Here is a 19,934-nt window from a genome sequence, read left to right on the forward strand (position 1 = left end):
CTGCGAAGGGCGAGTGAATTGCCGTGGGGGATCATGGAATTCCCGAAACCGCCACTAACAGCCGCGCCGGTGTCCGATGTTGAAGCAGGACTGAAACGCCTATATCGAGCGATCCCCCGAGATAGACGCGAAACATGAAGCGGCGAGCTGAGATTGGCTGGCCACCAACGCGGAGGATCAATCCATCATGAGTGACCAAGCTTTCATCGCGGGGATAGCCCAAGCGTTCGCCGACGCAACCGGAGCCCGCCACAGCCAGCGTTGCGGCACCGAGGGCTGTCATTGGGCAATCCACGCCGGGGACGAATTGAAGGCTCAATCGGAGTACGAAAAGCACCTGCGCACCGACCCGCGCCACACTGGCCAGGAATGGATCGACCGGGACGGATACCTGCGCCGAGGGCTGACCGAAGTAATAGGCAAGGCATGAGCACATCTAGACCCGAATACTGGAGTCGAGCGTGACCTAATCGGCATGGTTGATGCCTTGACCCAGCGCCGACGTACTGACATTGTGAGTACATGGCTGTGCGAGATGACCGACTTCAAGTACGTGTGGGGGCGATAGCCAAACGCCGCCTAGAGGAAGCTGCCGAGACCGTTCATCTAAGCCTGTCCGCATTCATCCTGCAGGCTGCTCAGCGCGTGGCAGACAGCATTCTCGCTGATCGCGATTCGATCAAGCTTTCCCCTGCTGCTGCCGCCGCTGTCCAAGATGCGCTGTCCAGGCCTGCGCAAGTGAACGAGCGGCTGGCCGTCGCGCTGGGACGCCCGACGAAGTTCCGGTGGCTGGACTGAAGTGGAATTCTACCGCCCATGCCCGCTCGACCCCGATAAACACGACCGTAGCCAGTTCCAGTGTGGCGATCCGTCGATGGACGAATGGCTACGCAAGTACGCCGGGCAAAACCGCCGCGGCAACACTGCCGCCACCTGGGTGATCACAGATTCCGATCATCGGGTCGCCGCCTACGCGACACTGTCGATGACGTCTTTGGACTGCAGCGATTGCCCGACCCCACTGGTCAAGGGCGCGCCGAAAAAGGTGCCAGCACTACTCGTGGGCCGATTGGCGACCGACGAGTCCGTCGCAGGTCTAGGGCTCGGCACACAGATGGTGCAGCACATCCTCAGCACCGCTGTCCGGTTGAATCGTGAGGCCGCGTTGCGTGCGGTGGTCGTCAACGCTCTGAATGTAAACGCCTATGCGTGGTGGCAGCGATTCGGATTCGTCCCGCTCGACGAGGAAAACGAGACGAACCTGGACCTGTACCTATTGAGCAAGGACATCGAGGCGACCCTCAGAGACTGGTAATCGCCGAAGGTAACAGCGTGCCATGATCATCGGATACGCCCAGTTCATGTACAGTGAGACTCGAATCCGCCGCTGACAACCCGACCCCAAATCCGGTTGCAGCGGCTTTTTCGTGCCTGGAGCATGCAGCGAGGTAGAGCAGCGCGGTAGCTCGTCGGCCTCATAAGCCGAAGGTCGTCGGTTCAAGTCCGGCCCTCGCAACGAACAGCGGCCCCCTTCAGGGGCTCGCAGTGCGTCAAACCGGTGATAGCCCGGCAAGCGATCCATGATCCCGCGCCCGTCCGACCTGTCTGATCCAGGACGACGCGGAGTAGATGCGGCTGCGCGCTGCGAACCCCAAACCAAAACCAAACTTGACCCAATTTTGGGGATAGAGGAGTCCTGATGGATCTGCTGTCGATCGTGCATGCCACGAACGGGACTATCGGGCTGCCGTCCGTGCCTGATGTGACCTCGTGGCCGCTGTGAGCGTGCTCGTCGGTCTAGGAGTGGGCGTGCTCGTCGGCCTGGGTGTGATCGTGGGTGCATGGCTTGTGATCCGGGGCAACCCGTGAAGGCCGCGCGGAAAGCGTTGGCGGGCAAGCTGCTCGGGCTCAACAGGGCCATCTACAAGCTGGCCTGCCGCATCTACCCGCCACAGGTGACGGAGACGCCGGTATGGCAACTCGAGTGGGAAGCCAAGTGGCGCAACGCCTGGGCCGAGGCTGAGCGCCGCGAGTCCCGCGGCTATGAGGACCCGGACCCGATGGCGCGTGCCTATGAGGAGATCAGCGCCATGTTCCGGAAGATTCGGGACGAGGGCCATGGGTGAGCTGCTCGATCGCCTCGCTGTCCGTCTCGTGCAGTACCTTGCCAGCCGCTTCGGCTGGCACTGAAGATAGGAGTTAACTGATGGGTAGCGTCGATATCGACACCATCGTCCTCGTCGGCAAGATCGGCCTGATCGTCATCAAGGCCGTCATCGAGATCGTCGGCGCCCTCGGCTGACCGATGCAACCTCTGGCTGATTGGATCCTCGGAGACCAGCGCTACAGCGAGATCGGGCGCGAGGTCACCGTCACCGGCGAGACGATCATCCACGTCGTCGCCTCCGACTCGATCCACTACCAGCCCGAAGACGTACGGCTGAATCGCTTCAAACATCCACACCCCGCAGCCGGAGGTCCTGTGACCCATGGCCCGAGCGAGGCTCCGTCCGTGCTCGGTCCCTGGCTGCCCCAAGATCCAACAGCAACCCCGGTGCGCTGAGCATCAGGCCGAGCGTGAACGGCACGCACGCACGACCACACCGACGAAGGCGACGCGCGACTGGGCCGAACGCCAGCGCCGTGCCGAAGCGGTAGCCCGGCATCGAGCCGAGCGCGGCGACTGGTGCCCAGGATGGCGCCGGCCACCTCACCCATCCTCGGACCTCACCGCCGACCACACGCACGCAGTAGCGGACGGTGGCCACGTGAACGGCCCGTTGCAAGTGCTGTGCCGGCCATGCAATGCATCGAAGGGTGCTCGCTGAAAACCATCGAAGTTCGACTTCGGCATGGTTCGCGGTAACCGGATGGTAGCGACGACCTGACGAAAGCCTCAGCTAACTCGCGGCGAAACGCACGTGATGCGGTGAATGTCAAGCGGTAACTAGAGATTAACCGAAAACCTTCGAAGTCTGACTTCGGCCTAGTTCGGAAAATTTCCGGTAACCAAAAAATAACTGAATACCCAGGGGGGTACCCCTTGACAGGCGCCGGCCAGCCACCTTCGGGGAGGGCGCTGCCCCGCGTGGAGGGTTCAGACATCCGTACCAGACAGCTGACCTGCTGAAAACAGCTGAAGATTGACGAGACCACTTTTCAGCTCACCCCTCGGCGCGACGCCGGAGGGTAACTAGATGTTGCCTGGCCTCTGACGCGATGTCGGAGCGTGGATCGGCGCGATGCCGTGGAGGAGGTAGAGCTGTGCGTGGAGGTGCGCGAAACCGTAGCGGCCCCTCGGTGGATCCGAGCTCGGGCCGCAGCGACCGGCGGAACCTGGCGTTCACCCACTTGCCGGCCAATGGCCGATCGGGTCGGCCGCCGAAGTTCCCGCTCATGGATCGGCGGGTGTATCGCTGGGAGTACGGCGAGAAGGGCGCGCGACACCAGGTCTTCGATGAGGAGTCGACGGAGCTGATCCGTGACCGCGAGGCCGAGCTGTGGAAGTGGGCGTGGCGCACGCCGCAAGCCGTGGCGTGGATCACCGAGCCCTGGCGCTGGCAGGCGATCGCGCACTGGGTGCGCACATCGGTCATCTGCGAATCCGACGAAGCCACCGCCGCCGACCGCGGCTCGCTGCATCGGTTCGCTGATCAGATCGGTCTGACCCCAGCTGGGCTGAAGGAGAACGGCTGGGCGATTGCCGCCGACGAGGTCACTCCGGCCCGTGCGACCAAGGCCGCCCAGGCTGCGGAGGAGAAGCCAGCGGCGCCGGTGCGCCGATTGAGGCCTGCGGCCGGTGGGGGCAACTGACGGATTCGTTGTCGACTTCCCGACTCTCGCCGACATCGGCGAGGCATGGGTCAAGCGGCACTGTGTCATTCCGGACAAGCAGCACCGCGGCGAGCCGTTCGTCTGGAGCGACTGGCAGTTCTGGTGCGCTTCGAACCACTATCGGATCCGCCCGGGACTGGCCTGGCACGACGAACCGCTGTTCAACCAGGCGTTCGTATATCGCCGCTCACAGATCGTGGCCCCCCAGAAGACGGGGAAGGGCCCGTGGTCGGCGTCGATAGTCTGCCTGGAGGCCGCAGGGCCATCCGAATTCGCCGGATGGGCGCAGGAGGGCGACGCCTGGGTCTGCGAAGAGCACGGGTGCAACTGCGGTTGGGAGTACCCATACCTCCCGGGTGAGCCGATGGGCACCCGGCATCCGTCGCCGGTCATCCAGCTGACCGCAACGAATGAGGACCAGGTCGGCAACGTGTACAGACCGTTGTCGGCGATGATCAAGCTCGGTCGCCTCAGTGATCTGCTGGCTGTGCGGGAGAACTTCATCCGCATCCTCGGGTCGGATGGCGGGGAAGACTTCGACCGCATCGACGCGGTCACCTCGAGCGCTACCGGCCGCGTCGGCAACCCGATCAGCTTCGCCATGCAGGACGAGACCGGCCTGTACACCAAGCGGAACAAGATGGTGGCCATCGCGGAGACTCAGCGGCGCGGCGCGGCGGGCATGAACGGGCGCTCGATGGAGACCACCAACCCGTGGGACCCTGCGGAGAATTCCACCGCGCAGCGCACCTATGAGTCGCAGGCAAAGGACATCTTCAAGTTCTATCGGATCCCGCCCGCCGGGCTGTCCTGGCGCAACAAGCGGGACCGACGACGGATCCTGAAGTACGTCTACGAGGGGTCGCCGTGGGTCAGCCTCGACAGCATCGAGGCCGAGGCGATGGAGTTGAACGAGACCGATCCGGCGCAGGCCGAAAGGTTCTTCGGTAACCGCCTTGTCGCCCGCGCGGGCACATGGCTACCGGATGGCTTGTGGGACAGCTGCTATGCGCAAGATCTGGCTTCCTAATCCGCCGTCCGGCACTGCGATATGCGCCGGTTTCGACGGGTCGGAGAACAACGACTGGACCGCGCTGCGCTGCGAGACGCGCGAAGGGCTGCTGTTCACGCCCCGCTACGGGCCGGATAGGCGGCCAACGATATGGAACCCGGCTGAATGGGGCGGCCGGATCCCGCGTGGCGAGGTGCATGCAGCCGTCGACGAGGTGTTCAACACCTGGGCTGTCGAACGGCTGTACGCCGACCCGCAGGACTGGTACTCCGAGATCGGCGATTGGGCGCTGAAATACGGCGAGAACCACGTCATGGAGTGGGCAACCAATCGGATCACCCAGATGTACGCGGCGATCAGGCGTTTCGAGACCGACCTGAAGACCCACCGAACCACCCAGGACGGATGTCCGATCACGAGCACACACATGGCGAACTGCCGGAAAGTCCCGAAGCCCGGCGACAAATACGTGCTCGGTAAACCGGCAGACCATCAGAAAATCGACGCGTCGATCGCCTCGATCCTCGCCCACGAAGCAGCCTCTGATACCCGCGAAGCGGGTTGGGAAGACGTCGATGGCCGCATGTTCTGTTTCAACTAGGAGGTGAGCGTTGGTCGTTCTGCGCACGAAGCTCACCGATGACGAGCGGGACATGGTCAACAAGCTGTCCGGCAGGCTGGCGAACCTGTCCAGGGACGACAAGCTCAATGACTCGTATTACGAGGGCGCGCAGAAGCTCAAGCAGATCGGTCTCGCTGTGCCGGAGGAGCTTCGCATCTTCGAGCTGGTGGCGAACTGGCCGCGCATGTATGTCGATGAGGTGGCGCGCCGCCAAAAGGTCAAGAGCATCTACCGGCCGGGCGCCGGTAAGGCGGATCCGGATCTGCAGGAGGCGTTCAACGCCAACAACCTGGAGGCCGAGGTGCCGGTCCTGGCCAAGGAGAACATGATCTTCGGCCGCTGCTTCATGACGGTCGGCACCAACGAGGACGACAAGGGCCACCCGCTGATCACGGTGGAATCGCCGCGGCAGATGTCGGCGCTGGTGAACCAACGACGCCGCCGGATGGATGCGGCGATGCGCAAGTATCGGGAAGAGGATGGCACCCAGGTAGCCACCCTGTTCCTGCCGGACAAGACAATTCAGCTGACGATGACCACCAACGGCTGGGATATCGACGTCGTCGGCGGCGACGAAGATGTCGATCCGCACGGACTCGGCAAGGTTCCCGTGGTGCTGTTCCTGAATCGGCGCAGGCTGGGGAAGTGGCACGGCACCACCGAGATGGCCGACGTCATCCCCCTCACCGATGCGTGCGCTCGAGCGCTTACCGACCTACAGCTGGGCGTGGAGACGGTCGCTGTTCCGAAGCGGTTTGTGATCGGTATGTCCAAGGGTGATTTTGTCGACAAGGACGGCAATCCGCTACCGGCATGGAAGTCCTACTTCGATGCCATGTGGGCGACGCAGAAGTCCGCGAAGGACGTCACCGTCGGGCAGTTGGCCGCGGCGGATCTGTCGAACTTCCACGGCACAGTGAAGCTGTACGCCGAACTCGCCTCGAGCGTGACCGGTCTACCCTTCCGCTACTTCGGCGCGAACACCGCCAACCCGGCCGCCGAAGGTGCCATCCGGGCGGACGAGTCCCGGGTGGTGTCCAACGCCGAGGAGAAGAACGCACACCTCGGCGTGGGACTCGGCTGGACGCTCGCCCTGTACGAACGGTTCCGCACCGGTAAATGGCCGACCCCCGGCGAGCCGATCGCCGTGGAGTGGCGCGACCCCGCTACACCTACGCGCGCCGAAGAAGCGGACGCGATCCAGAAGCTCAACGGCGGCACTCCCGTGCTATCGCGCGAGGGGTCCTGGGATGAGATGGGATGGGACGAACCTCGCAAGGCACGAGAGCGCGCCTACTTCGAGGCCGAGGCGCGAGATCCCGCCCTGGAGCAGTTCGCGCAGGACCTGGCTAACCAGAATCCGCAGAATCCGCTGGTGGTGAATGGGAACGCCCCCGCAAGCGGCAATTGAGCACGACACCGCGCAGCGGAAGATCATCAGCGACACCATCGACGAAGTCGCCAAGCAATGGGGCAACCTCCCGCCGGCGGACTTCGATGCCTGGTTCAACCGCAACATCGACCGATTGACACGCACCGTCACCGCCGGACAACGCGCCGCGGTGGCCGGAGCCGACCGGTACGTCGGGGATGCGCTGGAAGAACAGCACATCAGTGCCCGCCAGCAAGCCACACCCAACCCGGCTCGGCTGGTGGGTGTCACCTCGGACGGTCGCACCATCGACGGCCTGCTGCTGCAAGCGGTGATCGGCGCCGGGCAACGCGTCAACGAGGGCGAAGCGCCGTACCTCGCGTGGCAGAACGCGGGCCGGACGGCGCGATTGATGATTCAGACCGAACTCGCCGATGCCGGACGCGCAGCCACGGGGTTGGGAATCATCTCCCGCCTCGGCGTCGGGTACATACGGATGCTGGTACCGCCCAGCTGCTCGCGGTGCGTGATCCTGGCGGGCCGCTACTACCACTGGAGCTCAGGGTTCCTGCGGCATCCGGGCTGCAACTGCAAGCACATCCCGTGCCGCGAGAACCGATCCGACGATATTCGGACCGACCCGAAGGCGTACTTCAACAGCTTGACCCCGGTCGAGCAGGCAAGGGTGTTCACTGCGGCTGGTGCGCGGGCGATCCGCGACGGCGGCGACATGAGCCAGGTGGTCAACGCCCGGCGTGGCCTGACCATCAGCGGCGGCATCGTCCGCGACGGTGTGCGCCTGGGAGCCCGAGCGCAGACGACCGATGTGCACGGACGTCAGCTGCTCACCACTACCGAGGGTGTCACTCGCCGCGGTGTCGCCGGTCGCGCGATCCGCGCCCGCGGACGAAATGCCCGCACAACACCCCGGTTGATGCCGGAAGCGATCTACCAGATCGCCGAGAACCGCGAGGACGCACTCAGGCTCCTGCGGCTCAACGGCTACATCACCACCTGAACTTCGCTGCCCGGCGCGAGGCCGGACAGCATTCCCCCGCGATGGAGGACAAGTAAATGACGGCACCTGCTACCGGTCCAACCGCGCCCGCGGCCCCCGGTTCGACAGAGCCCCCTGTGGCGCCGCAGGCGCCGGAACCACCGGCAGCAGCACCCGCGACGGGCCCCGCTGATGGTGACCTCGGTGAAGCCGGAAAGGCCGCGATCAAGAAAGAACGCGAAGCCCGCCAGGTCGCCGAGAAGGAGAAGAAGGCACTCGAAGCCCGCGTCAAGGAATTCGAGGACGCCCAGAAAACCGAGTCCGAACGGACTGCCGAACGGATCAAGCAGCTCGAGGCCGACGCCGCGAAGGCGAAGCGCTACGAGGCTGCCAACGCCGCCGGGCTGTCACTGTCTCTGGCTCCGCGTCTGGTCGGCAACACCCTCGAGGAACTCGTTGCCGACGCCGAACAGCTCAAACAGCAGCTCGGTTCCACAGCCCCGGCCGGACCCACCCCGCCGCCAACTCCGGCACCGGACCGTCGCCAAGGCGGAGGTCCGGCGGATACGGGCGGAACGATGGCCGCCGGCCGAGCCGCGTACGAGGCGCGCAAACAACGCAAATGACCCCCAGTAAAGGAGGGGAGCAATGGACCTGAATATCAAGACCGACACGTTCGGCCAGGACGATCAGTCGTGGCTGGCGACAGCTGAGGGTACCGATCGTGCGCGCACGATCACCTTGGATCTGTCCACGTTCACCGCGGGCACCCATTATCCGGACGGCTGGATCAAGTCCGGGTACGCGCTGAAGAAGCTCGGCAGCGGCAAGTACGGGCTTTTCAGCACCGGTGACGAGTCCGCGGCTGTGATCGCGGGGCATCTGCTCACCCCGGTTCGTGTCCCGACCGGCGCGACGAAGGTCGCTGGAGCACTGCTCTGGCACGGTGCCGTCATCGCGGCCAAGCTGCCCCACACCACCAACGCTGCAGGCCAGGCCACGGCCAAGCAGATCAGCTACTTCTGAGAGGAGGCGTAACCAATGGCACTCGTGATCAATTCGGATTACGTCACCCCCGCCGAGCTGACGGGCTACGTGCGTGAGGCGTTGGCAGATCAGCCGATCAACGACCTGACGTTGATCGATAGCCTGCTGCCGGACACGATGATCGACGACGTCGAGTTCCGGGCCAACATCACCCAGCAGGGTCTGCGGCGTGCGGCGCGGTTCCGGTCGTGGGACACCGAGGCTCCGATCACCAGCCGTAAGGGCGTGGTGCGGATCTCCGGTGAGCTGCCTCCGATCTCGGAGAAGCGGCGACTCGGCGAATACGATCGGCTTCGCTTGCGTAAGGCCGACAATGCGATCCGCGACATCATCTTCAACGACGCGGTCGAGCTGGCGCAGGCGCTGCGCACCAGGATCATCATGGCCAAGGCCGATGCTCTGGTGAACGGCAAGGTGACCTTGGCCGAGAACGGCCTGGATCTGGTCGCCGATTTCCAGCGGCTCTCGGGCCACACCGTCACTGCGTCGGTGCTGTGGAGCGTCACCGGTGGTGGTGCTGCGGATCCGATCGCCGACCAGGAGTCCTGGTTCTCCACGTTCCGGGCCACCCAGTCCGGCAACCCGGTGCGGGCGATCACCTCCCAGCGGGTGATGTCGTCGCTGATGCGCAACGACAAGATCCGCGCCTACGCGCTGCCTCCGGGCTCGACCCAGGGCATCGTCACCCGCGAGCAGGTGAACGCCTTGTTCACCAGCTTCGGGCACCCCGCGTTCGAGATTTTCGACGCGCAGGTGGAGGACTCGACCGGCGCTGCCACTCGTCTCATCCCGGACGACAAGATCCTCTACATCGGGTCTTCGAAGATCGGCGAGACGCTATGGGGCACCACCGCGGAGGCGCTCGAGCCTGACTACGGCATCGACTCCACCGACGCCCCCGGCATCGTGGTCGGTTCCTACATCGACAACGACCCGGTCGCACGGTGGACCAAGGCGTCGGGCATCGGTCTGCCGATGCTGCTCAACGCCAACGCCACCTTCCTCGCGGATGTGCTGTGATGCGCAAGCTCATTGCGCATGTGCACGTCTACGACGACGAAGGCAACTCCCACGTGTTCGGCCCGGGAGACGACGTCCCGGCCGATGTCGCCAAGCGCATCACCAACCCGGATGCGTGGGAGCCCGAGTCGGACAACGGTGAGCCGTCCGAGAGTTGGACGGTGGCCGACCTCAAGGCGTACGCCGAGCTGCACGAGATCGACCTCGGCGACGCGACGAAGAAGGCCGACATCCTCGCGGCGATCGCGGGCGATGACTGATCCGCTGTTCGCCATCGGCGACGTGCAGGCGCTCTCGGGCGAAACCTACGAGGAACCCGAACTCACCCAGGTGAACAGGTTCATCGCGATCACCCAAGCGAAGCTGCGCAGCAGAGTCAGCGGGATCGACGACCGCATCGCCGCCGCCACCCTGGACGCGGACCTGGTCAAGGGTGTCGGCGCGGAAATCGTCATTCGTGCGCTGGAGAAGATTCGTCGGGGGCTCGGTGTGCGACGCACCGAGTACCCCGAGATCTCCACCGAGTACGAATCCAGCGACGGCGGTCTGGTGTACATCACCGACGACGACATCGCCGACCTCATCGACACCCCCGAATCCGGTGATGCGTTCACGATCCGGATCGGGCCGTGACCAAGCGCCTACCCGAGCGGTGGACGCTGCTGCGGGCCGGAACGCCGACGTTCGATCCGCTAACCGGCAACCGGGTCCCCACCACTCCGACAGAGATCCCGTGGTGGGGTCTGCTGCAGAAGCGGGACCTCACCACCGTTCTGGTCGAAGAGTTCGAGGACGGGCACGAGACTCAGCGACTGACTCTCCTGCTCATGCCCGGTCTTCCCGGAGGGGTGAACCGCCGCGACGTGTGGCGCTTCGACGGCCCCGCCGACGTCACCGACCTCGTGCAGATCGGCGACACCGTCACCGTCCAGGGCACGCCCCGGACTCGGCGTCCCGCGACCGGATCCCGCAAACCGGCCTACATCGCCGCCATCGTGCGGCACTCCAGCGACATACAGGAGTAACCGTGATCAAGTCCTGGACCGACGCCAACGGCGTCACCCACTACGCCGACGAGCATTCCAAGGCCTACCGCAACCGCACCGAAGCCGACACCAAGACGGTCGAAGTCGAGGTGGACGACGTCAAGACCCGCCGCGCCGCGAAGGCCGACGAGAAGGCCTGATGGCCGACAATATCGTCTCCGGCGGGCGGGCACGCCTCGAGATATTCGAGGCCCAGACCTACCGAGAGGCCGCGCAAGGGTCGACACCCGGGCGCAAAGAACTGGCGGAGAAGGCGGCCGCGAAGGCCCGCCAACTCGCGCCCGTCGTGTCCGGCGCCTACCGCGATGGTGTGGGCGTCGAGGTCGATGGCGATCAGGTGTTCCTAGTCGACGATGACCCGCTGGCGTTCATCAAGGAGTTCGGCACGGTCGACACTCCCGCGCACGCGATCCTCACCGACGCTGCCCGCACGCTCGGTAAGTACAACGACCGCGGCGCGTTCCAGGCGAACCTCGGGCTATGACCGCACCGATTCCGTTCGCGCCCGGCGCGGCCCGAGTCTTCCTCATCGCCCAACCTGCGTTCACGGCGCTGGTCCCTGCCGATTCTGTGACGACGCGCGATGCGCCGGACCCGATCATCGGACCGTTCGTGACGATCCGGGCACCTGGGAATGTCGGCGAGGATCCGATGCTGCGCAAGCCGCTGATCCAGATCGACGCCTTCGTGCCGAAGCACGAGATCCTCGGCGGCTCAAAAGATCCCGAAGAGGTCGCCTGGGATATCGCCGCGATGGCGGGGCAGTTGCTCGGCAGGACCCGACCCCAGGAATTCCGAGGATCGGCGTGGACGGCCCGCTGGACCGACGGCCCCATCACCTCAGTGGACAAGACCCGCGGCGCAGACCAACCGCTGTACCGCGCGACGGTGCGCGTCGAGCTGAAGATGCGCGCCGCCCGTACATAGACACCCCTGCCCCCGTGGGCACATCACAGTAATGGAGGCATCGTGAGCACTCACGCCGATCCCGAAAAGGCGTATGTGTGGCTGGACGGCGACGGATACCGTGCGCCCAAGGGCACCCTACTGCCGACCGACCCGTTTGCCGACAACCCCACCACCAGCGGTCTGGTGTGGGATGCGTTCGGCGGCATCGAGGCCGGATTCGAACTCACCCCCACCCGCGACGTCTCGCCGAAGAAGGTGTGGAACCGTCGCCTCGCCCCGTACAAGGTGATCAAGTCCCCCACCGAGGAGCGCGTCAAGATGCGCCCGGTCGACTACTCGATCGCCACCGTCCTCACTGCGCTGCAGGGTGGCTCCATCTCCGTGGTCAGCTCCGGTGTGTACCGGTGGAACCCCGGCGACGACGAGGACTTCGCGGTCCTGTTGGTGCTGCGGGACGAGGACACCAGCCAGGCGTTCTACAGCCCCGAGGTCACTCTCACCACGCCGCCGCCGCGGACGTTCGGCAAGGAAGACCTCGACGGGTTCGAGCTCGAACTGTTGGCCTTGTCGCCGTTCGTTCCGCTCACCTCGTGGAACCCGCTGCAGGTCGCGTATACGGTGACAGTGCCTGGGGGCACTACAGCTGGCACGTTCCCGCTGACCTTCAACGGTCAGACCGCTGCTGGCATCGCCTACAACGCAGCCACCAGCGCGGTCCAGTCCGCGCTCGAGGCGCTGTCCACCATCGGCACCGGCAATGTCACCGTGACCGGCACGGCAGGCAACTACACCGTGACAATCGCGGTGCCTGGCACTCTGTCGACCACTGGCGGATCGCTGACCCCGACCGGTTCCGTCACTGTGCAAGCCGCCTGATGGCAGCATCTGCACCCAGGAAGGCAGCCGCGCGGCGTTCCACGCCCGCGGCTGCCCGCCGGCCGAAGCTCGCGGCCGTCAAGGCTCCGGAGCCGATCGATCTGCTCGCGGACTTCGGCACGGAGGAGAAGCCGCCTGTCCCGGTGAAGCTCGGCAAGGTCGAGGCCGATGTGCTGCGCGGGTTTTCCGGCGATCAGGTAGTCGAGTTCCACCGCGCCGTAGGTGAGACACGATTCGAGGACGCGCTGTCCATCGTCACCACCGATGGCTCGGCGATGTGGGAGTTCATCGGCAACCTCACTCCGGAGTACGCGTCGAAGGCGCTGAACCGGATCTTCAACCTCAGCGAGATCTACGAGGGGGAACTCATCGCGCCCTTGCCGGGATTCGGGAACCTTCCCGCTGGGGCGCGGCCTTCGCCAGAGTCCACCACTACCACGGAGTAAATCTGCGGGTCGCGCTCGCGACCATGCCCTACCCCGATGTGGCAGCACTCATTCAGGACGCCGACGACCGGGACGCCCAACGCGCCCGGGACTCGGAGAACCTCGCGATGTTGGTCGACCGCGAGGACTTCGAACTGAACTTCGACTACGTCTCCGGCGTCACCGACCCCGACGACCCCGAAGTCGTGCGGGAGCGGGCCATGCGGAAGAAGCACGGCATCAAGCCGCCGCAGTTGCCGATCCTGGCGCCGGTCGCCCAACGCGCACCGGAGATCACCGCCGAACTCGTCGAACGCTATCGGGCGGCGCAGAAGCCGTATCAGGTCCCGGAGCCCGAGAAACCGAAGAACAAGTTCGACCTGCTGAACAGGTCGCGCGCGGAAGCGGGGAGGTGAGTTCGTGCCCGGTGGACGCATAGATATCCTCGTCGCCCCCGATCTGCGGAATTTCATCTCCAACCTGCGCAGTGGACTCTCTCCCGCCGTGGGAATCGCGGCGGGAGTCGGCGCGTCCATGGGTCTGGCCCTCGGTGGTGCGGCGGCGTTCAAGGCGGTCATCGACGTCGGCAACGAGTTCACCACCTCGCTGAACACGTTGAAGGCGGTATCTGGAGCGACCGCCGATCAGATGACGAAGGTGTCGGAGAAAGCCAAGCAGCTCGGCGCCGACATCACCCTGCCCGGTACATCCGCCAACGACGCGGCATCCGCGATGTCGGAGTTGGCCAAGGGCGGTTTCAGCGTCCAGCAGTCGATGGATGCGGCCAAGGGCTCCCTGCAGTTGGCCGCCGCAGCGCAGATCGACGCCGCCCAGGCGGCGACGATCCAATCCCAAGCGCTGCAGGCGTTCGGGCTCAACGCCTCCGACGCCACCCGCGTAGCCGACGTCCTGGCCAACACCGCGAACGCATCCTCGGCGGAGATCACCGACGTCGCCCACGGCCTGCAGGCCGGTGCGGCAGTGGCTCACCAGTTCGGTCTGACGGTGGAGGACACCGCGACCGCGCTGGGTCTGTTCGCCAACTCCGGCATCAAAGGTAGCGACGCCGGCACCCTGCTCAAGTCCGCGCTGCTGGCGTTGACCGATCAGGGCAAGCCTGCTCAGGCGGCGATCAAAAGCCTCGGCCTGACCATCTACGACTCGCAAGGCCAGTTCAAGGGTCTGCGGAACCTGTTCGACCAGCTGCAGGTCGCTTCCGGCCGGATGACGCCGGAGATGTATCAGGCGGCCACGGCCACCCTGTTCGGTTCTGACGCAATGCGTTTGGCTTCCATCGCTGCCGAGAAGGGCGTCGTCGGATTCGACAAGATGCACGACGCGATGTCCAAGCAGGGCACCGCCGCCGAGGTCGCCGCGGCCAAGATGGAGGGCCTGCCCGGCGCGATGCAGCAGGTGCAGAACGCTGCCGAAGGTCTGGCGCTCGAGGTATACGACCTCGTCAAGGGCCCGCTGGAGTCGTTCGCGAAAAACGCAGCACAGAAGATCACTGAGACGACACCGAAGATCGTCGACGGCCTGCACGACGCAGGCAATGCAGCGGTGTCGGTAGGGCACGCGCTCGTCCCGGCAATCAAATTCTTCGCCGACCTGCCAGCCCCGGTCCAGGCCGCGACTGTGGCGCTGATCGCGTTCCGCACCACAGCCCTGGGTACCTGGCTGGTCACCGGCGCCGCGGCGATGCAACGGTTCGCCGCGGCGAGCCTTGCGGTAGCGACAGCCAACGGACGCGTCGCTCAGGTCGCCGGCATCGGCGCGACCACGCTGGGCCGTTTCGGGTCCGCGGTCAACCAGCTCGGCACATCGGCGCCGGTGGTCGCGCGCATGCAGACCTCATTCCTCAACGCCGCCGCTGGCGCTTCGGTGTTCGCGCGCACCCAGGGAACCATCGCCGCGGCCGCCACCGGTGTTCGCTCGGCCGCCGGTGGATTGGTGAGCCTGCTCGGCGGCCCATGGGTCGTCGCTGTCGTTGCCGCTGGCGCGGCGGTATTCCAGCTGTGGAGCGAGCTGAAGAAGGGCGAAGAGCACGCCAAGGCCATGCAAGCCAGCCTGCGTGAAATCGGCGCCACCCGAAGCGATCTCGCTGAGATCTTCTCCATCAACAACGGTGCGTTCAACGACCAGGCGATCCAGAACGTGACCCGCCAGGTCGGGATCATGAAGGACAGCCTGGACAAGGCCGCGAACTTCAAACCCGGCTTCCTGGAACGCAACTTCACGCCGCCGTGGATGAATACCGCCCGCGACAAGCAGTGGTACGCCGAACGCTGGGAAGGCGCGAAGAAGGTCATCGACGACCTGAACCTGTCCGACCAGCAGCTCGCCGCCACTCTCTCCGACTCATCCAAGTTCAACGACCTCGCGGTGAAGCTACGGGGCATGGGCGTCGACGGCCGGTTCGCGCTGTCGGAGCTGCAGGCGCTGCGTGACGGCATCGTGAAGATCCAGGAGACCGCGAAGAACACGACCCCTGGATTCGCGACCCTCACCCAAGCGGTCAAGACCCTCTCGGACGAATCGGCTTCGGCGGCCGACCGTATCGACGCGATGAAGGCCGCGCTGGATGTGTTGTCCGGCAAACCGATCTCAGCGCAGGAAGCTCTCGCGAAATACAACCAGCAAGTCCGCGAGACGGCGAAGGCCACTGCTGAGGCGTGGGACAAGTCCATGGGCTTCGGTGCGCAGCTGATCGGGCAAGGCGGACAGGTCGACACCGCCACCGAGAACGGCAAGAAGCTCTACGACGAGCTCAACAACATCCGCAACGCCACGATCACCGCCGCCGAGGCGGGCGTCGATATGGGCCCGATCCTGGAGAAGAACGCCGGGCAGTTCGTGCAACTGGCCCAGTCGGCTGGGTTGACGGTCGATCAGGTGCTGCAGATGGCCACACAGCTCGGCTACCTGCCCAAGGACATCGAGATCCTGGCGAACCTCAAGGGCGCCGACTCGGTCGAGCAGCAGCTCGTCGTCATGGAGGGGCTGCTCAAGACCAACGCTCAGGGCGTCACGATCCCGGTCGAAGCGTTGACCAAGGAAGCCCAGGACGCCCTGACGCAGACCGGCGTGAAGATCGAGGAAGTCAACGGCAAACCGGGCATCGTCAAAGTCACCGCCCCCGACATCCAGGCCGTGCTCGCGCAACTCGACGCGATCATCGCGAAGAACCTGCCGGACAAGACCCAGAAGGTCAAGGTCGAATACGACCAGTCCGGCTACAACCTGCCCGACTCCACCCGGCAACGGCTGCACGAGAATATCGACGACATCCCCATCGCGCCCCGCGCCGAAGGCGGTGTCGACGGACCTCTCCCGAGTCAGGCCACGATCCAGGCGCCGCAGACGCGGCTGTACCAGTGGGCCGAACCCGAGACGATGGGCGAGGCGTTCATTCCGCTCGCGCCGTCCAAGCGTGGCCGCTCGGTGAACATCCTCGGCCAAGTCGCGGGCATGTTCGGGTTCGGTCTGACGAAGATGGCCGACGGCGGTGTCGCGGTTACCCGCGCGCTCGGCTTCCTGCGCGGTGAGTCCGGCAAGCCCTACCAGTACGGCGGTGTCGGCAACCCGAGCTGGGACTGCTCGGGGTTCATCTCCGCTGCCTACGCGCTGCTGAAGGGACTCAGTCCATTCACGCGCTGGTTCACGACGGAATCCGACTTCGCCGGGCTGGGATTCCGGTCCGGCCTGGACCCAACCGGGCGAGGCCTGTCTATCGGCATCTACCGCGGTGGTGGTGGCCAGTACTCGCACATGGCCGGCTCCCTCGCTGGCAACCCGCTGGAGTCCGGTTCCAACGGTGTGCGCGTGGGTCCGGGGGCGCAGTCCGCGAGCAGCGGAAACCTGCCGTTGAAGTTCTATCTGGCCGAATCCGAGTTCAATCCAGCTGGATCCGGGTCGGGTACGCGGTCGCGGTCGTCGCGATCCAAGACAACGACCTGGGATGCGTCCAACGATCTCGAGCTGGAATCGGCACGGATCAGCCTGAACAAGGCGAAGTCGCAGCGCGACGAGGACATCAAGGATCCGAAGAAGTCCGCCGACGATAAGCGGCAATCGCAGATCGACGTGCAGCGCGCCGAGCTGCGGGTGCAGGAGTTGGAGCAGAAGAAGGAGCAGGCCAACACATCCGGCGGCCCCGTCCCCGAAGCCCCGCCTCTGACCGGGAATCTGACCGATGACCAGATCCGGTTGGAAGAGCTGCAGATCGCGCTGAACAACGCCAGGGCCGACCGAGACGACACCTATGCCGATCCCGAAGCCACCGACGACGACCGCCGCTCCGCCGACCTGGATCTGCAGAAGGCGATCAACGCGCTCGCCGCGGAGCAGAAGAAGCAACGTGAAGGTACCTCGTCGAGCAGCAGCTCGAGCGGGACCAGCGGTGTTGTCGACCTGTTCGGCGACGCGGCAAAGGCGTTCGTCACCGGCCAGCTGTCGGACGCCCTCAACGTCATCGGCCTGGGCGGGGACATCCAGGGCGTCACCGGCGCGGTCATCGGGCTCGCTGCCGACGAGGCGAACAAGCAGAAGAAGACGCAGACCGCGCCGGTCATCAGCTCCGACGATCTCGCCAAGCAGGGTCCCGTCGTACCGGGTTCCCCGAACTGGCTCGAGGAAATGATGAAGACCCTGCGCATCCCGGCTGTGATCCGAGATGAAGGAGGCCCTCTGCCCAACAACATGGCCGCGATCAACACTTCCGGCGAAACCGAATGGGTCCTCAACGGCAGCCAACTCCGCGACGCCGCCCTGACGCGGTCGTCTCGGGTGCAGAACATCGACAACCGCACGGTGATCGAGAACCTGCACACCGGTATGTCTGCGGGTGAGTTCCATCGCGAGTGGCGGATGGTGCAGCTGGATCAGCGCCAACGCGCCAAGGCTTGGACGCCGCGCACATGATCGATCCGCCCCGCGGAGTCCTCATCGAGCTGGAGGGCTGCAACGGCCCGGGCGACTGGTGGACCCTCGCCGGTCAAGGCCAGTGGGAGCGCGGTGTCTGCCTCGCCGACGAGGAAGAGGGAACCGACTTCGACGGCATGTACGACCCGCCCGTCACCGCCCTCTACAACTCCACCGCCTTCCAGGTCGGTGCCGAGTTCGGCGGGATCCGGGAGGAGAAGTACGACTTCATCCTCGCTATCCATGTGATGGGCACACGCCAAAGGCCGTGGCGCTACGTCGATTCGGACTTCCGGAAATCCTTCTCGTTCAAACGGGATTCGAAACTGTGGGTTACGACGGGGGATTCGCGCCGACACCTGCCGGTCCGGCTCGGCGGGAAGGTGAAGATCAAGGCCGTCTATGACCCTGACGGCGAACAGTATGGGCTGCTACTGATCCCGCTCGTCGGTGCATACCCCCGGTGGATCGAGAAGCCTCAGCCGTCGACGTTCGTCTGCCAAACCGACACCACCGGCGGCGGCACCGAGACCGGATACGTCACGGTCTCGAACCCGCTTCCGGAGGACTACGAGATCTGGCCGCAATGGCGGATCCAAGCCTCCGCCGACGGGATGGTCGTCACCCTGCCCGACTTCTCGTGGGGCAACGACGAATTCGACCGCGCGGAGGAAGACGCCCTGCGCAAGGTGGAACTCGCGCCGCTGCTGCTCGGCGAGCACCTGTCCATCGACACCGACAAGATGGCGATCAACGGCCAGTTCAACTCGTCGCTGGATACCGAGTTTTATCAGCGCATGGGCGGCCGGCGGTTCGCCTACTGCATCCCCGGCGGCACGCCTGAGACTCTGGTGCCGGTCACGGTCACCGGCGCGCCCGCCGGAACCGGCATTCAAGTGCTGTGCCCGCGGCCGTGGCCGAGGCCCTGGGGTCTCGAATGACGACCGTCGAAACGATCGACTTTGATCAGGTCTTCGGCGAGATCGCCGAACGCCTCAAGCGCGACCACGACCGCCGGATCCAGCCGCCGCTGGTGCGGATCTGGGACGGCGACTGGGTCCTCGTCGGCGAGGTCCACAACGAGATCTCGGCGAAGTTCACGCTTCCGGAGAACGAAACCGGCGTCGGCACAATCGAATTGCCGAGCCATTACTACCTGTCGAAGTGGCTGACCAACCACGACGCCCGCTCCACAGCCAACGTCTTCATCACCGTCGACAAGGACGGTAGCCGTTGGGGCGGGATGCTCGATGACCTCGAGGGGTTCAAGGACACCGACGGCCGCCGCGTCGTCCGAGCGACCTTCAAATCGGACTACGAGCACCTCAAGCACATCCTCGCGTACTCGAATCCGTTCCTGCCGCCCGAGATTCAGTTCCCACGGTTGTGGATCCTGTTCGGGCCCGCGAAGTGGTGCCTCAAGCTCACGTTGTTCCTGAACATCCTGCGGCTCGAGGCCAACCTCTGGACGCTGCCGGACGACCCGATGGACGCCAGCCAGTGGTTCAACCTGGACCAGTCCACCTGGTCACAGGTTGTGGCGCCCACCGCGATCGGCGACGACAACTCCCAGTTCGCAATCGTCCACAGCCGATTCAAATACATCCACGACGTGTCCAAGCGGATCGTCGCCGATGGACAGCTGACATGGGAGCCACGGCGCTACCTCGAAGGCGACCCGCTACCAGAGGGATTCACCGCACTCCGCCCCGGCACGCTCGTGTGGGACCTGGTCGACAACTCCGGCTGGGACACCGAAACGTCGTTCGGCGGCAACATCTTCACCGGCCTCATCCGCGCGTTCACGTCCATCGGTTCGGACGGAATGACGCAGGGCATCGACGTCATCGACGA

The 19,934-nt window shown here is 65.1% G+C and carries 25 protein-coding genes and 1 tRNA gene; 25 read left to right on the forward strand and 1 reads right to left on the reverse strand.

The genetic code is table 11. The annotated features are described in order from the left end of the window. Positions 1 to 187: 187 nt before the first annotated feature. The 25 genes from ACIBG0_RS38910 to ACIBG0_RS39030 all read left to right on the forward strand — a co-directional run bounded on the left by ACIBG0_RS38910 (position 188) and on the right by ACIBG0_RS39030 (position 19,021). A complete protein-coding gene (locus ACIBG0_RS38910; RefSeq protein ID WP_397040118.1) occupies positions 188 to 430 on the forward strand; it encodes a hypothetical protein in 243 nt (80 codons plus the stop codon). A gap of 92 nt (positions 431 to 522) precedes the next feature. Next, positions 523 to 798 carry a DUF1778 domain-containing protein gene (locus ACIBG0_RS38915; RefSeq protein ID WP_397040120.1) on the forward strand — a complete coding sequence of 92 codons (276 nt, stop codon included), beginning with the start codon at positions 523 to 525 and terminating at the stop codon, positions 796 to 798. A gap of 76 nt (positions 799 to 874) precedes the next feature. Next, complete coding sequence (locus ACIBG0_RS38920; protein WP_397040122.1) at positions 875 to 1,315, forward strand: GNAT family N-acetyltransferase; 441 nt, start codon at positions 875 to 877, stop codon at positions 1,313 to 1,315. A 127-nt stretch (positions 1,316 to 1,442) separates the two neighbouring features. Then, positions 1,443 to 1,516: transfer RNA gene (locus ACIBG0_RS38925), tRNA-Met, on the forward strand. A 325-nt stretch (positions 1,517 to 1,841) separates the two neighbouring features. Beyond that, positions 1,842 to 2,126: a hypothetical protein gene (locus tag ACIBG0_RS38930; protein ID WP_397040124.1), complete on the forward strand. Its 285-nt coding sequence runs from the start codon at positions 1,842 to 1,844 to the stop codon at positions 2,124 to 2,126. Between the two features lie 179 nt (positions 2,127 to 2,305). Further along, on the forward strand, positions 2,306 to 2,563 hold the full coding sequence (locus ACIBG0_RS38935) for a hypothetical protein (RefSeq protein WP_397040125.1): 258 nt from the start codon (positions 2,306 to 2,308) through the stop codon (positions 2,561 to 2,563). A gap of 833 nt (positions 2,564 to 3,396) precedes the next feature. Continuing rightward, positions 3,397 to 3,813 (forward strand): hypothetical protein, encoded by a 417-nt coding sequence (locus ACIBG0_RS38940; protein WP_397040127.1) that lies wholly within the window; start codon positions 3,397 to 3,399, stop codon positions 3,811 to 3,813. Further along, a complete protein-coding gene (locus ACIBG0_RS38945) occupies positions 3,800 to 4,864 on the forward strand; it encodes a terminase (protein WP_397040128.1) in 1,065 nt (354 codons plus the stop codon). The genes ACIBG0_RS38940 and ACIBG0_RS38945 overlap by 14 nt, the downstream gene beginning before the upstream one ends. Next, positions 4,842 to 5,447 carry a terminase gene (locus ACIBG0_RS38950; protein ID WP_397040129.1) on the forward strand — a complete coding sequence of 202 codons (606 nt, stop codon included), beginning with the start codon at positions 4,842 to 4,844 and terminating at the stop codon, positions 5,445 to 5,447. Before ACIBG0_RS38945 ends, ACIBG0_RS38950 begins: the two co-directional genes overlap by 23 nt. Before the next feature lie 10 nt (positions 5,448 to 5,457). Beyond that, complete coding sequence (locus ACIBG0_RS38955) at positions 5,458 to 6,879, forward strand: phage portal protein (RefSeq protein ID WP_397040131.1); 1,422 nt, start codon at positions 5,458 to 5,460, stop codon at positions 6,877 to 6,879. Next, on the forward strand, positions 6,851 to 7,858 hold the full coding sequence (locus ACIBG0_RS38960) for a hypothetical protein (protein WP_397040132.1): 1,008 nt from the start codon (positions 6,851 to 6,853) through the stop codon (positions 7,856 to 7,858). Before ACIBG0_RS38955 ends, ACIBG0_RS38960 begins: the two co-directional genes overlap by 29 nt. A gap of 56 nt (positions 7,859 to 7,914) precedes the next feature. Then, positions 7,915 to 8,463, forward strand: coding sequence for a hypothetical protein (locus ACIBG0_RS38965; RefSeq protein ID WP_397040134.1), 549 nt, complete (start codon positions 7,915 to 7,917; stop codon positions 8,461 to 8,463). Between the two features lie 22 nt (positions 8,464 to 8,485). Further along, positions 8,486 to 8,863: a potassium transporter gene (locus tag ACIBG0_RS38970; protein WP_397040136.1), complete on the forward strand. Its 378-nt coding sequence runs from the start codon at positions 8,486 to 8,488 to the stop codon at positions 8,861 to 8,863. A gap of 15 nt (positions 8,864 to 8,878) precedes the next feature. Beyond that, positions 8,879 to 9,904, forward strand: a complete 1,026-nt coding sequence (locus tag ACIBG0_RS38975; RefSeq protein ID WP_397040138.1) for a major capsid protein — start codon at positions 8,879 to 8,881, stop codon at positions 9,902 to 9,904. Next, positions 9,904 to 10,164 carry a hypothetical protein gene (locus ACIBG0_RS38980; protein WP_397040140.1) on the forward strand — a complete coding sequence of 87 codons (261 nt, stop codon included), beginning with the start codon at positions 9,904 to 9,906 and terminating at the stop codon, positions 10,162 to 10,164. Before ACIBG0_RS38975 ends, ACIBG0_RS38980 begins: the two co-directional genes overlap by 1 nt. Next, a complete protein-coding gene (locus ACIBG0_RS38985) occupies positions 10,157 to 10,537 on the forward strand; it encodes a hypothetical protein (protein WP_397040141.1) in 381 nt (126 codons plus the stop codon). Before ACIBG0_RS38980 ends, ACIBG0_RS38985 begins: the two co-directional genes overlap by 8 nt. Beyond that, on the forward strand, positions 10,534 to 10,929 hold the full coding sequence (locus ACIBG0_RS38990; RefSeq protein WP_397040143.1) for a hypothetical protein: 396 nt from the start codon (positions 10,534 to 10,536) through the stop codon (positions 10,927 to 10,929). Before ACIBG0_RS38985 ends, ACIBG0_RS38990 begins: the two co-directional genes overlap by 4 nt. 2 nt (positions 10,930 to 10,931) lie before the next feature. Further along, positions 10,932 to 11,090, forward strand: a complete 159-nt coding sequence (locus tag ACIBG0_RS38995; RefSeq protein ID WP_397040144.1) for a DUF4124 domain-containing protein — start codon at positions 10,932 to 10,934, stop codon at positions 11,088 to 11,090. Then, complete coding sequence (locus ACIBG0_RS39000; RefSeq protein ID WP_397040146.1) at positions 11,090 to 11,434, forward strand: HK97 gp10 family phage protein; 345 nt, start codon at positions 11,090 to 11,092, stop codon at positions 11,432 to 11,434. The genes ACIBG0_RS38995 and ACIBG0_RS39000 overlap by 1 nt, the downstream gene beginning before the upstream one ends. After that, positions 11,431 to 11,877 carry a hypothetical protein gene (locus tag ACIBG0_RS39005; protein WP_397040148.1) on the forward strand — a complete coding sequence of 149 codons (447 nt, stop codon included), beginning with the start codon at positions 11,431 to 11,433 and terminating at the stop codon, positions 11,875 to 11,877. The genes ACIBG0_RS39000 and ACIBG0_RS39005 overlap by 4 nt, the downstream gene beginning before the upstream one ends. Positions 11,878 to 11,919: 42 nt before the next feature. Then, positions 11,920 to 12,735 carry a hypothetical protein gene (locus ACIBG0_RS39010; protein WP_397040150.1) on the forward strand — a complete coding sequence of 272 codons (816 nt, stop codon included), beginning with the start codon at positions 11,920 to 11,922 and terminating at the stop codon, positions 12,733 to 12,735. Then, a complete protein-coding gene (locus tag ACIBG0_RS39015; protein WP_397040151.1) occupies positions 12,735 to 13,181 on the forward strand; it encodes a hypothetical protein in 447 nt (148 codons plus the stop codon). Before ACIBG0_RS39010 ends, ACIBG0_RS39015 begins: the two co-directional genes overlap by 1 nt. A gap of 23 nt (positions 13,182 to 13,204) precedes the next feature. Further along, the gene (locus tag ACIBG0_RS39020; protein WP_397040153.1) at positions 13,205 to 13,576 is read left to right on the forward strand and encodes a hypothetical protein; all 372 of its coding nucleotides are present in this window, start codon (positions 13,205 to 13,207) and stop codon (positions 13,574 to 13,576) included. Between the two features lie 4 nt (positions 13,577 to 13,580). Next, positions 13,581 to 18,080 carry a phage tail tape measure protein gene (locus ACIBG0_RS39025; protein ID WP_397040155.1) on the forward strand — a complete coding sequence of 1,500 codons (4,500 nt, stop codon included), beginning with the start codon at positions 13,581 to 13,583 and terminating at the stop codon, positions 18,078 to 18,080. Beyond that, positions 18,077 to 19,021: a phage tail protein gene (locus ACIBG0_RS39030; RefSeq protein WP_397040157.1), complete on the forward strand. Its 945-nt coding sequence runs from the start codon at positions 18,077 to 18,079 to the stop codon at positions 19,019 to 19,021. The genes ACIBG0_RS39025 and ACIBG0_RS39030 overlap by 4 nt, the downstream gene beginning before the upstream one ends. On the opposite strand, the gene ACIBG0_RS39035 is transcribed toward ACIBG0_RS39030, so the two are convergent. Next, complete coding sequence (locus ACIBG0_RS39035) at positions 18,973 to 19,413, reverse strand: hypothetical protein (protein WP_397040159.1); 441 nt, start codon at positions 19,411 to 19,413, stop codon at positions 18,973 to 18,975. The two genes, ACIBG0_RS39030 and ACIBG0_RS39035, sit on opposite strands and share 49 nt — an antisense overlap. Between the last annotated feature and the right edge of the window lie 521 nt (positions 19,414 to 19,934).

The organism is Nocardia sp. NPDC050630, assembly GCF_044457245.1.
GTDB lineage: Bacteria > Actinomycetota > Actinomycetes > Mycobacteriales > Mycobacteriaceae > Nocardia.

Excerpts from the sequence above, each read along its gene's own strand:
- ACIBG0_RS38910 (WP_397040118.1), top strand. The coding sequence starts at position 188 with ATGAGTGACCAAGCTTTCATCGCGGGGATAGCCCAAGCGTTCGCCGAC.
- ACIBG0_RS38915 (WP_397040120.1), top strand. The coding sequence starts at position 523 with ATGGCTGTGCGAGATGACCGACTTCAAGTACGTGTGGGGGCGATAGCC.
- ACIBG0_RS38920 (WP_397040122.1), top strand. The coding sequence starts at position 875 with ATGGACGAATGGCTACGCAAGTACGCCGGGCAAAACCGCCGCGGCAAC.
- ACIBG0_RS38930 (WP_397040124.1), top strand. The coding sequence starts at position 1,842 with ATGGCTTGTGATCCGGGGCAACCCGTGAAGGCCGCGCGGAAAGCGTTG.
- ACIBG0_RS38935 (WP_397040125.1), top strand. The coding sequence starts at position 2,306 with ATGCAACCTCTGGCTGATTGGATCCTCGGAGACCAGCGCTACAGCGAG.
- ACIBG0_RS38940 (WP_397040127.1), top strand. The coding sequence starts at position 3,397 with ATGGATCGGCGGGTGTATCGCTGGGAGTACGGCGAGAAGGGCGCGCGA.
- ACIBG0_RS38950 (WP_397040129.1), top strand. The coding sequence starts at position 4,842 with ATGCGCAAGATCTGGCTTCCTAATCCGCCGTCCGGCACTGCGATATGC.
- ACIBG0_RS38960 (WP_397040132.1), top strand. The coding sequence starts at position 6,851 with ATGGGAACGCCCCCGCAAGCGGCAATTGAGCACGACACCGCGCAGCGG.
- ACIBG0_RS38965 (WP_397040134.1), top strand. The coding sequence starts at position 7,915 with ATGACGGCACCTGCTACCGGTCCAACCGCGCCCGCGGCCCCCGGTTCG.
- ACIBG0_RS38970 (WP_397040136.1), top strand. The coding sequence starts at position 8,486 with ATGGACCTGAATATCAAGACCGACACGTTCGGCCAGGACGATCAGTCG.
- ACIBG0_RS38975 (WP_397040138.1), top strand. The coding sequence starts at position 8,879 with ATGGCACTCGTGATCAATTCGGATTACGTCACCCCCGCCGAGCTGACG.
- ACIBG0_RS38980 (WP_397040140.1), top strand. The coding sequence starts at position 9,904 with ATGCGCAAGCTCATTGCGCATGTGCACGTCTACGACGACGAAGGCAAC.
- ACIBG0_RS38985 (WP_397040141.1), top strand. The coding sequence starts at position 10,157 with ATGACTGATCCGCTGTTCGCCATCGGCGACGTGCAGGCGCTCTCGGGC.
- ACIBG0_RS39000 (WP_397040146.1), top strand. The coding sequence starts at position 11,090 with ATGGCCGACAATATCGTCTCCGGCGGGCGGGCACGCCTCGAGATATTC.
- ACIBG0_RS39005 (WP_397040148.1), top strand. The coding sequence starts at position 11,431 with ATGACCGCACCGATTCCGTTCGCGCCCGGCGCGGCCCGAGTCTTCCTC.
- ACIBG0_RS39015 (WP_397040151.1), top strand. The coding sequence starts at position 12,735 with ATGGCAGCATCTGCACCCAGGAAGGCAGCCGCGCGGCGTTCCACGCCC.
- ACIBG0_RS39020 (WP_397040153.1), top strand. The coding sequence starts at position 13,205 with ATGCCCTACCCCGATGTGGCAGCACTCATTCAGGACGCCGACGACCGG.
- ACIBG0_RS39030 (WP_397040157.1), top strand. The coding sequence starts at position 18,077 with ATGATCGATCCGCCCCGCGGAGTCCTCATCGAGCTGGAGGGCTGCAAC.